This is a genomic window from Polaromonas sp. (assembly GCF_031411155.1).
GTDB lineage: Bacteria > Pseudomonadota > Gammaproteobacteria > Burkholderiales > Burkholderiaceae_C > Polaromonas.
This window is the reverse complement of the sequence record NZ_JANOAL010000183.1, coordinates 1-9,633: the sequence shown is the minus strand read 5'-3', so window position 1 is coordinate 9,633 and position 9,633 is coordinate 1. Positions and strand designations below refer to the sequence as shown.

At 63.1% G+C, this 9,633-nt stretch carries 9 protein-coding genes and 1 pseudogene; 9 read left to right on the top strand and 1 reads right to left on the bottom strand.

Going from position 1 to position 9,633, the window contains the following annotated elements:
• The 5 genes from RMO23_RS11670 to RMO23_RS11650 form a co-directional block, all read left to right on the top strand.
• Positions 1–1,068, top strand: a 1,068-nt coding sequence (locus RMO23_RS11670) for a branched-chain amino acid ABC transporter permease (RefSeq protein WP_309681639.1), incomplete at its 5' end; no start/stop codon positions are given.
• Between the two features lie 90 nt (positions 1,069–1,158).
• On the top strand, positions 1,159–2,040 hold the full coding sequence (locus RMO23_RS11665; RefSeq protein WP_309681637.1) for an ABC transporter ATP-binding protein: 882 nt from the start codon (positions 1,159–1,161) through the stop codon (positions 2,038–2,040).
• Positions 2,037–2,834 carry an ABC transporter ATP-binding protein gene (locus RMO23_RS11660; RefSeq protein WP_309681636.1) on the top strand — a complete coding sequence of 266 codons (798 nt, stop codon included), beginning with the start codon at positions 2,037–2,039 and terminating at the stop codon, positions 2,832–2,834. Before RMO23_RS11665 ends, RMO23_RS11660 begins: the two co-directional genes overlap by 4 nt.
• A 78-nt stretch (positions 2,835–2,912) precedes the next feature.
• A complete protein-coding gene (locus RMO23_RS11655) occupies positions 2,913–4,766 on the top strand; it encodes a long-chain fatty acid--CoA ligase (RefSeq protein ID WP_309681634.1) in 1,854 nt (617 codons plus the stop codon).
• A gap of 37 nt (positions 4,767–4,803) precedes the next feature.
• Complete coding sequence (locus RMO23_RS11650) at positions 4,804–5,979, top strand: ABC transporter substrate-binding protein (RefSeq protein WP_309681631.1); 1,176 nt, start codon at positions 4,804–4,806, stop codon at positions 5,977–5,979.
• An 83-nt stretch (positions 5,980–6,062) separates the two neighbouring features.
• Here RMO23_RS11650 and RMO23_RS11645 read toward each other — a convergent pair whose 3' ends face one another.
• On the bottom strand, positions 6,063–6,506 hold the full coding sequence (locus tag RMO23_RS11645; RefSeq protein ID WP_309681629.1) for a hemerythrin domain-containing protein: 444 nt from the start codon (positions 6,504–6,506) through the stop codon (positions 6,063–6,065).
• Between the two features lie 191 nt (positions 6,507–6,697).
• Between RMO23_RS11645 and RMO23_RS11640 the strand changes: the two genes are divergently transcribed.
• The 4 genes and pseudogenes from RMO23_RS11640 to RMO23_RS11625 all read left to right on the top strand — a co-directional run.
• Positions 6,698–7,654 (top strand): complex I NDUFA9 subunit family protein, encoded by a 957-nt coding sequence (locus RMO23_RS11640; RefSeq protein ID WP_309681627.1) that lies wholly within the window; start codon positions 6,698–6,700, stop codon positions 7,652–7,654.
• A gap of 219 nt (positions 7,655–7,873) precedes the next feature.
• Positions 7,874–8,563 carry a glutathione S-transferase family protein gene (locus RMO23_RS11635; protein WP_309681641.1) on the top strand — a complete coding sequence of 230 codons (690 nt, stop codon included), beginning with the start codon at positions 7,874–7,876 and terminating at the stop codon, positions 8,561–8,563.
• Between the two features lie 21 nt (positions 8,564–8,584).
• Entirely contained in the window at positions 8,585–8,890 is a 306-nt protein-coding gene (locus RMO23_RS11630) for an NIPSNAP family protein (RefSeq protein ID WP_309681625.1), read from the top strand.
• Positions 8,891–8,937: 47 nt separating this feature from the next.
• Positions 8,938–9,633: pseudogene (locus tag RMO23_RS11625) on the top strand (multifunctional CCA tRNA nucleotidyl transferase/2'3'-cyclic phosphodiesterase/2'nucleotidase/phosphatase); the annotation flags it as partial.

The window sequence follows — 9,633 nt, the reverse complement described above, 5'->3', positions numbered from 1 at the left end:
ATTTTCAAAACCGACTACGCGCAAGACATCAAGCTGGCCAAGCACGCCGGCCATGTGTTCTGGTACGGCGCGCTGATGCTGCTGCTGCTGGCCGCGCCCTGGCTCATTGCCGAATACTGGCTGGCGCAGCTGACCTTTGTGCTGATCTACGCCATCGCCGGGCTGGGGCTGATGCTGCTGGCGGGCTTTACCGGCCTGTTCTCGCTGGGCCATGCGGCTTTTCTGGGCGTGGGCGCCTACACCCAGGCGGTGCTGACCAACGCCGGCCTGCCGTTTCCGCTGGCGCTGGCCTGCGCCGCCGGGCTGTCGGCCGCCGTCGGCCTGGTGGTGGGCCTGCCGGCGCTGCGCGTCAAGGGCATTTACCTGGGCATGGCCACGCTGTCGTTCGGCTTTATTGTGGAAGAGGTGTTTGCGCGCTGGGAAAGCGTCACCGGCGGCAACGCCGGCATTCACATCAAGGTGCCCGACCTGTTTGGCTACAAGCTGGCCAGCGGCGAGTCGTTTTATTTTCTGTGCTTGACTGTCACCGTGTTTGCCACGCTGGGCATTTTGAACCTGCTGCGCTCGCCCACGGGCCGGGCCTTTGTGGCGATCCGCGATTCGGAGATTTCGGCGCAGAGCATGGGCATTCACCTGGCGCGCTACAAGACGCTGTCGTTCGCGCTGTCGGCCGCGCTGGCCGGTGTGGCGGGCGCGCTGTACGCGCACAAGCTGCAGTTCATCTCGCCCGACCAGTTCAATATTTTGCAGTCGATCGATTTGCTGCTGATGATCGTGATTGGCGGCGTCGGCTCGGTGCACGGCGCTTTTCTGGGCGCCATTTTCCTGATCTCCATGCCGCAGGTGATTGCCCTGACCAAGGACTACCTGCCACCCGTCATCGGCCAGGCACCGGGCCTGCAGGCGGCGGTGTACGGCATGGTGCTGATTGCCTTTGTGCTGTTTGAGCCGCTGGGCCTGTATGGCCGCTGGCTGAAGATTCGCACCTACCTGCAACTGTTTCCGTTTTACCGCAAGGGCCTGTTCAAGCGGCAAAAGTCCTTCCAGAAATCGGATCGCCTGAAATGATGCCCCCACGCTTGTCGCTTCGCGTACTGCGCTGCCCCCCGAGGGGGCCCTCACGCCTTGGGGCGGCCCGGCGGCGCTCAAGGAGGTCTCATGGATAACATTTTGCTGTCGGCCAACAACCTCAGCGTGCGCTTTGGCGGCGTGCTGGCCGTCAACCAGGTCAGCTTTGACGTCAAACAGGGCGAGGTCTTCACGCTGATTGGCCCGAATGGCGCGGGCAAGACCACCGTGTTCAACCTGATCAGCCGCATCTACACGCCGACCACCGGCGAGATTGTCTACTGCGGGCAAAAGCTCACCGACCAGCCACCGCACAGGATTGCCTCGCTGGGCATTGCGCGCACCTTCCAGAACATCGAGCTGTTCGAGCACGCCTCGGTGCTGCACAACCTGCTGATAGGCCGCCACACGCACCGCCAGACCGGGCTGCTGCGCGACCTGTTTTTTACCGGCAAAACCCGCGAGGCAGAACTCAAGGCGCGCGAAAAAGCCGAGCAGGTGATTGACTTTCTCGACCTGCAGCACCAACGCGACGCCATGGTGGCGGGCCTGCCCTACGGCGTGCGCAAGGTGGTGGAACTGGCGCGCGCCCTGTGCACCGAACCCAGGCTGCTGCTGCTGGACGAGCCCTCCTCCGGCCTCAACGTGGAGGAAACCGACGACATGGCCTTCTGGATTCAGGACATCAGGAACGAATTGGGCATTACCGTGCTGATGGTCGAACACGACATGTCGCTGGTGTCCAAAGTGTCGGACCGCGTGCTGGCCATGAACCAGGGCGAGGTGCTGGCCATGGGCACGCCGCGCGAGGTGCAGACCGACCCCGGCGTGATCGAGGCCTACCTGGGCTCGGTCGATGAGGTGTCGTCACTCAGGAGAATGAGCGCCGACGGGCCGCCCCTAGGCGCGAAGGCCCCCTCGGGGGGCAGTGCTGCGGCTTTAGCCGCAAACGTGGGGGCTGATTCCGCATGAGTACGATGCCGCCGCCAGTGAGCGACCAGCCCGTTCTGAAACTTCTCAACGTGGAAAGTTCTTACGGCCCGATCAAGGCGATACGCGGCGTCAGCCTGCAGGTTCGGCGCAGCGAAATCGCCACCGTGCTGGGCTCCAACGGCGCGGGCAAGTCGACCATTCTCAAAACCATTTCCGGCATCATCGACCCGCGCAAGGGCTCGATCGAGTTCAAGGGCGAAGACATCACCGCGCAGGACCCGGCCCACATCGTGCAGCAGGGCCTGTCGCATGTGCCCGAGGGGCGCGAGGTGTTTGCGCTGCTCAATGTGCGCGACAACCTGCTGATGGGCGCCTACACCCGCCAGGACCGCGACGGCGTGGCGCGCGACATGGAGGGGGTGTATGGCTACTTCCCGATTCTGCGCGAGCGGGCGCTGCAGGATGCGGGCCTGCTGTCGGGCGGGCAGCAGCAGATGCTGGCGATCTCGCGCGCGCTGATGGCCTCGCCCGACCTGATTTTGCTCGACGAACCCAGCCTGGGCCTGAGCCCCAAACTGACCAAGGAAATTTTTGAGATCGTGGTGCGCATCAACCGCGAACGCGGCACCACGATTTTGCTGGTCGAGCAAAACGCCAATATGGCGCTCAATGCCTCCGACTACGGCTACGTGCTGGAAAACGGCCGCATCGTGATGGAAGACACCTGCGCCCGCCTGCGCGAGAAAGACGACATCAAGGAGTTCTACCTGGGGCTGAAGGAAGAAGGCGTGCGCGGCGAGCGACGCTGGAAAAAGAAGAAGAACTGGCGATGACAAAACGCCCCCCCGAAGCGGCCTGCGGCCGCGTCCCCGACTTGATTTGGCTGGCGCGCTGCGGCCTTGGAGCTTGGCATGAGTAACTTATGGGATCTCTCCCACATCCAGCCCGAGACGAATATCGTTCTCGACGGTGAAACCATTCCCGCCATTTTCTGGAATGCGGTGGAAAAGCGCGGCAGCCAGGTCTGGATGCGGCAGAAAAAGCTCGGCCTGTGGCGCCCCATGAGCTGGGCCCAAACCGGCGACGCGGTGCGCGACATTGCGGCCGGCCTGCTGAGCCTGGGTTTTGCGCACGGCGAATGCGCCTCCATTTTGGCCAACACCGTGATCGAATGGGTGCTGGCCGACCTGGCGGTGCTGAGTTGCGGCGGCGTCTGCAGCGGCATTTACCCGACCGATGCCGCCTCGCAGGTGCACTATTTGTGCGAGGACTCGCGCACCACGCTGCTGTTTGTCGAGGACGACGAGCAGCTCGACAAGGCGCTGGAGGTTCGACCGCAGCTGCCGCTGCTGCGCAAGGTCATCGTGTTTGACATGGAAGGCCTGCGCGAGCTGAACGACCCGGACGTGATGGGCCTGGACGAGTTGCGCGCGCTGGGCCGCGCCTGGCTGGCGCAGCACCCCGATGCGGTGAAACGGCGCGCGGCCGCCTGTCAGCCCGACGAGCTGGCGATACTGGTCTATACCTCGGGCACCACCGGCAAACCCAAGGGCGCGATGCACAGCCACCGCGGCCTGGTCTTTAGCGCGCGCGGCTACAACACGCTGGTGGCACAGGACGCGCGCGACGAGCGCATGTGCTTTTTGCCGCTGTGTCACATTGCCGAGCGCATGGGCGGCGAGTATTTTTCGCTCTACACCGGCGCCAAGCTCAACTTTGTCGAAAACCCCGAAACCATTCCCGAAAACGTGCGCGAAATCGCGCCCACCGTATTTACCGCGGTGCCGCGGGTCTGGGAAAAGTTCTATTCCGGCGTGATGATTGCGCTGAAGGAAGCCAGCTGGCTGCAGCAGGCCGCCTACACCTGGGCCATAGGCGTGGGCACGCGGATTGCCGACCAGGTGCTGGCGGGCCAGCCGGTCAGCGCCGGGCTCAAAGCCCGGTTCACGCTGGCACGCTGGCTGGCGCTGAACAACGCGCGCAAACTGATCGGCATTCACCGCGCCCGCTTTTGCGTCACCGGCGCGGCGCCGATCTCGCCCGATCTGGTGCGCTGGTACATGGCGCTCGGCGTGCCGATGCTGGAGGTCTGGGGCATGACCGAGACCTGCGGCGCCGCCACCGGCGTGCCCGCCAGCCGCATGAAACCGGGCTCCATCGGCCCGGCCGCCGGCTTCAACGAAATCCGGCTGGATCCGGCGACCGGCGAGATGCTGGTGCGTGGCACCAACGTCTTCATGGGCTACCTGAACCAGCCCGAGAAAACCGCCGAGACGCTGGACGCCGAGGGCTGGCTGCACACCGGCGACGTGGGCACCATGGACGACGAAGGTTTCTTCAGGATCACCGACCGGATGAAGGACATCATCATCACTGCGGGCGGCAAGAACGTGACGCCCAGCGAACTGGAAAATGAACTCAAGTTCTCACCCTACATCACCGATGCCGTGGTCATCGGCGACAAGCGCGCCTACCTGACCGTCATCATCATGATTGACCAGGAGAACGTCGAGAAATTTGCCCAGGATACGGACATACCCTTCAGTAATTACGCCAGCTTGACGCGCGCCCCTGAAGTGCAAGAATTGATTCAGTCGGAAATTGACCGGGTCAACCAGAAGTTTGCGCGGGTCGAACAGATCAAGAAGTTCTTTCTGCTCGACACCCAGCTCAGCGCCGAAGACGAAGAGCTGACGCCGACCATGAAGCTCAAGCGCAAGCTGGTCGAAAAGAAGTACGCCCCGCAAATCGATGCCATGTATTGAGCCTGGCAGTTCAATAATTTTTACAGGAGACAACCCCATGAAACTGAAGTCAACCGCCCTTCTTGCCGCGCTGGCCTGCGCGGCCAGCCTGTGCGCGCCACTGGCGCAGGCGCAAAGCCAGGGCATCAGCAAGACCGAAATCACGCTCGGCTCGATTCAGGACTTGTCGGGGCCGCTGGCCGGCTTTGGCAAGCAGATCCGCAACGGCATGACCTTGCGCGTCAACGAGCTCAACGAGCAGGGCGGCATCAACGGCCGCAAGATCAAGCTGATCGTCGAAGACTCCGGTTACGACCCGAAAAAAGCCGTGCTGGCGGCGCAAAAGCTGGTCAATCAGGACAAGATATTTGCCATGGTCGGCCACCTGGGCACGGCGCAAAACCTGGCCGCGATGCCGGTGCAGTTCGAGAAAAACGTCATCAACTTCTTCCCGGTGACGGCCGCGCGCGAGATGTACGAGCCCTTTCACAAGCTCAAATATTCGTTTGCCGCCACCTACTACGACCAGATGAAGGCGGCGGTGCCCAAGCTGGTCAAGGAGAAAAACGCCAAGAAGGTCTGCTCCATGTACCAGGACGACGAGTTCGGCCTGGAGGTGCAGCGCGGCGCCGACGACGGCCTCAAGTCCCTCGGCATGACCATGGTCGAGAAAACCTCGTTCAAGCGCGGCGCCACCGATTTTTCATCGCAGGTCGCCAAACTCAAGGCTTCTGAATGCGACCTGGTGGTGCTGGGCACCATCATCCGCGAAACCATAGGCGGCATCGGCACGGCCCGCAAACTCGGCTACAACCCGGTGTTCCTCGGCTCCAGCGCCTCTTACACCGACCTGATCCACAAGCTGGGCGGCAAGGCCATGGACGGGCTGTATGCCACCATGACGGTGCAAAACCCCTACCTCGACGAGGCCTCGCAGCCTATCCGCTTCTGGGCCAACAAATACAAGACCGCCTTCAACGAAGACCCGACGGTGTTCTCGGTCTACGGCTACACCGTGATCGACGCCTTCATCCGCGCCTCGCAAAAAGCCGGCGGCAGCCTCTCGACCGACAGCTTCATCAAGGCCATGGACAGCATGGTGATTCCGGCCGACATGTTTGGCGGCGCCGAAGGCAAGTTCGGCCCGCAAAAACGCCTGGGCAACAACCAGTCGCGGCTGTCGCTGCTGCAGGATGCGCGCTGGAAAGTGGTGTCGGACTACATCACCGAGTAAGCCGGACCCACCTTCATTGAAAAAAAACGCCCTCCGGGGCGTTTTTTTATGCCGGCCGGCTTTTCAGCCGACGCTTCACGGCGTCAAACCTTGGTGCGCTGCGACACCAACTCGCCTTCGTAGTCCTTGGCCAGCGAGCGCTTTTCGGCTTCCGTCAACACCTTGCCCGCCAGCTGGAACACGCTTGTTTCCTCGTCTTCGAGGTGGTGGAATATCTTGTGGTGCAGTTCCTTGGCGGTGGCCAGCCAGCCCGGTGAGCTGAAGTCGGTTTCTTCCAGCTGCTGCACCAGTTTGTCCATCTCGTGGTGCTCCGCGATGCCGTGGCGCGACGGCTCCTGCGTCATGTCGTGGGCAATCAGCGGCACATAAAAAAAGCGCTCCTCGGCCGCCGCGTGGGCCGCCAGTTCGAGCTTGAGCTCCCTGAACAGCGTTTCCCTGTCGGGGCTGTCGCCGGCCGTCTTGATCAGGTGATCGGCCAGGCTTCGCTGGGTTTCATGGCTGACGCGCAGGGCTTCGAAAATATTCATTCGCCGATTATGCGAAGCGGCGCGGCCAGCCGGTGTAGGCCAATGCCGGATTGTTGTGCCATTGCCAGCCTGCTTCATGCTATCAAATTAATAGCTACACAAGCATATTCCACGCTGGACAGAGCTAGAAATTGCCGTAAAAATAGCTTTTTTTAAAGGCAAGGCGCCGCAAACGCGCTAAATTCAGGCCCATGAATAAAGTACTACTCCTTGGTGGCACCGGCTTTGTGGGCCGGCATGTCTGCGAAAAACTGGCCCGGCTGCAATGCCGCGTCACGGTCGTCACGCGGCGCCTGGACCATGCCCGGCATCTGCTGATGCTGCCGCTGGTGGATGTGCTGGAAATCGATGCGCACGACAGCGTCTCGCTCACGCCCCTGCTGGCCGGGCATGACGCGGTCGTCAACCTGGTCGCCATCCTGCACGGCAGCGAAGCCGCATTTGAAAAAGCCCATGTGCAGCTGCCGCTGGCGCTGGCGCGTGCCTGCGAGGCCAGCGGCCTGCGCCGCATCGTGCATGTCAGCGCGCTGGGCGCGTCGCTGAACTCGGCCTCGATGTACCAGCGCAGCAAGGCGCGCGGCGAGGCGGCGCTGCTCAGCAGCGGCCTGGACCTGACGGTGCTGCGCCCGAGCGTGATTTTTGGCAACGAAGACAAATTCCTCAACACCTTTGCCCGGCTGCAGCAGCTGTTTCCGGTGATTCCGCTGGCCGCCAGCAACGCGCGCTTTCAGCCGGTCTGGGTCGAAGACGTGGCCAGCGCCGTGCTGCGCTGCCTGCAGGACACCAGCACCATAGGCCAGACCTTTGAACTCTGCGGGCCCGAGGTGCTGACCTTGCGCCAGCTGGTGGAGCTGGCCGGCCGCTGCGCCGGTGTTAATGGGGGCCAGGGCCGCCCGGTGCTGGCGCTGCCGGCGCCGCTGGCACGGTTGCAGGCCTGGCTGATGGAACTGGCGCCCGGCGAGCCGATGATGAGCCGCGACAACCTGGACGCCATGCAAACCGACAACGTGGCCAGCGGCAAGCTGCCCGGCCTGCAGGCGCTGGACATTGCCCCCACGCCGGTCGGCGCCATCGCGCCGGGCTACCTGGGCGCACGCGGCCTGCGCAGCAATTTGATGGCCAAGCGCAAAACCGCGGGCCGGTTTTAGTGCCCCCACGCTTGTCGCTTCGCGTACTGCGCTGCCCCCCGAGGGGGCGCTGCGCCTGCGGCCCGGCAAAGCCGGTTCCGCGGCCCCTGCTGGCCTAAAGAGCAAGCCCGGCGCTGGTGGCATGAATTTGACGGATTTTTTGCATCGATCGGCTGCCCGGAGGGCGGTAGGATGGCAATCGTTTTCATCCATTCCTTTTTTCATGCCCAGGCGGTCTTCATGCTCAAGCTCTACATCGGCAACAAAAACTACTCCTCCTGGTCGATGCGGCCCTGGGTGCTGCTGCGTCAGGCCGGCATTGCGTTTGACGAGGTCATGGTGCGTTTCGGCGAAGATACCTTCGCCGCCAACTCCAGCTTCAGGCAGGCCATCCTGGCGGTGAACCCGGTCGGGCGCGTGCCGGTGCTGGTGGACGACGGCCTGGCGGTGTGGGACACCCTGGCCATCGCCGAGTATGCGGCCGAGCGATTTCCCGAAAAACAGCTCTGGCCGCAGGATGTGCAGGCCCGCGCGCGCGCGCGCAGCGTGTGCGCCGAGATGCACGCCGGCTTCACCGCCCTGCGCAACGCATGTCCCATGAATATCGAGGCCTTCCTGCCTCAGGTTGGCGCCATCGTCTGGCGTGACCAGCCGGCCGTTCGCGCCGACGTGCAGCGCCTTGTCGCCATGTGGACCGAACTGCTGGAACAGCACAAGGGACCCCTGCTGTTTGGCGAATTTTCCATTGCGGACGCCTATTTCGCCCCGGTTTGCATGCGCCTGAAGAACTTCGCGCTGCCGGTGCCGGCGCACATCACCGACTACATCCAGCGCGTCTGCGCCCTGCCCGGCGTGAAGGCCTGGATAGAGGATGCGCTGGCCGAAGCAGACTTTGTGATTTTCGATGAGCCTTACCGAAGCCAGCGCTGATCCGTCGAAAGCCAGCCCCCCATGGTCACCATTTACCCGCGCTACGTACTCGATACCAGCAAGCTCAAGGAATTTGAGCGCTACGGCAAGCTGTGGATTCCCCTGGTCGAAAAATTCGGCGGCCGGCACCATGGCTATTTCATGCCCAGCGAAGGGGCCAACAACATCGCGCTGGCGCTGTTCACCTTTGACAGCCTGGCGGCCTACGAAAGCTATCGCCAGCGTTCTTTTGAAGACGCGGAGTGCCAGGCGGCTTTCAGGTACGCCGAAACCACGGGCTGCATCATCAGCTACGAGCGCAGTTTCTTCCGGCCGGTCTTTTCCTGAGTTGCAAGGCGGGTGCTGGCCCGGCGACTAGCCGCTAAACTGCCTGGATGCAGATTTACATGGTCGGGGGTGCGGTGCGCGACGCCTTGCTGGGGCTGGCGGTGCAGGACCATGACTGGGTGGTGGTGGGGGCCACGCCGCAGCAACTGGTGGCGCTGGGCTACGTGCCGGTGGGCAAGGACTTTCCGGTGTTTTTGCACCCCGAAACCCGCGAAGAGTACGCGCTGGCCCGCACCGAACGCAAAACCGCGCGCGGCTACCACGGCTTTGTGGTCCATGCCGAGCCCGACGTGACCCTGGAGCAAGACCTGGCGCGGCGCGACCTTACTATCAATTCAATAGCTGCTCCCGCACTATCCATAAGGGCTGGAACCGAATTTGAGCCTGATTTCAAGGCCTTGATCGACCCCCATGGCGGCCAGCAGGACCTGCGCGACAAGGTGTTGCGGCATGTGACCAACGCCTTCCGCGAGGACCCGGTGCGGATTTTGCGGCTGGCGCGCTTTGCCGCCCGTTTTGCCGACTTTTCCATTGCACCCGAAACGCAGGCGCTGATGCAGCAGATGGTGGCCGATGGCGAGGTCGATGCGCTGGTGCCCGAACGCGTGTGGCGGGAACTGGCCCGCGGCCTGATGCAGGCCCAGCCTTCGCGCATGCTGGCAGTGCTGCGCCAGTGCGGCGCGCTGCAAAGACTGCTGCCCGAGGTGGCCAGGCTGTGGGGCGTGCCGCAGCGCGCCGACTAC

Excerpts from the sequence above, each read along its gene's own strand:
- RMO23_RS11650 (WP_309681631.1), top strand. The coding sequence starts at position 4,804 with ATGAAACTGAAGTCAACCGCCCTTCTTGCCGCGCTGGCCTGCGCGGCC.
- RMO23_RS11655 (WP_309681634.1), top strand. The coding sequence starts at position 2,913 with ATGAGTAACTTATGGGATCTCTCCCACATCCAGCCCGAGACGAATATC.
- RMO23_RS11665 (WP_309681637.1), top strand. The coding sequence starts at position 1,159 with ATGGATAACATTTTGCTGTCGGCCAACAACCTCAGCGTGCGCTTTGGC.
- RMO23_RS11645 (WP_309681629.1), bottom strand. The coding sequence starts at position 6,506 with ATGAATATTTTCGAAGCCCTGCGCGTCAGCCATGAAACCCAGCGAAGC.
- RMO23_RS11635 (WP_309681641.1), top strand. The coding sequence starts at position 7,874 with ATGCTCAAGCTCTACATCGGCAACAAAAACTACTCCTCCTGGTCGATG.
- RMO23_RS11660 (WP_309681636.1), top strand. The coding sequence starts at position 2,037 with ATGAGTACGATGCCGCCGCCAGTGAGCGACCAGCCCGTTCTGAAACTT.
- RMO23_RS11640 (WP_309681627.1), top strand. The coding sequence starts at position 6,698 with ATGAATAAAGTACTACTCCTTGGTGGCACCGGCTTTGTGGGCCGGCAT.
- RMO23_RS11630 (WP_309681625.1), top strand. The coding sequence starts at position 8,585 with ATGGTCACCATTTACCCGCGCTACGTACTCGATACCAGCAAGCTCAAG.